General features: G+C 60.7%; 1 pseudogene. It reads left to right on the forward strand.

Going from position 1 to position 242, the window contains the following annotated elements:
* Positions 1–242: pseudogene (locus SB753_RS40660) on the forward strand (type II secretion system protein); the annotation flags it as partial.

Here is a 242-nt window from a genome sequence, read left to right on the forward strand (position 1 = left end):
GGCGCAACCGTCGTGACATGCGCGCAGCGCTGCTGATTGTGTCGCTGGCCGGGCTGTTCGATTCCAATCTGACTTTGCGGGCGGCTATTAACCGGGTGGCGCAATCCTCGGACCCATGGATGCGCTGGCATCTGACCACGATGAGCAAGCGTCTCACGCAGCGTCCCGATCAGCCGATGCGGGCTCTTGACACTGGCATCTTCTCGGAAATGATCGTAGACACCATTACCGATGCAGCGGGC

Origin of the sequence: Paraburkholderia sp. SIMBA_053 (assembly GCF_046534895.1) — a bacterium.
In the GTDB taxonomy this organism is placed as follows: Bacteria; Pseudomonadota; Gammaproteobacteria; order Burkholderiales; family Burkholderiaceae; genus Paraburkholderia; species Paraburkholderia caledonica.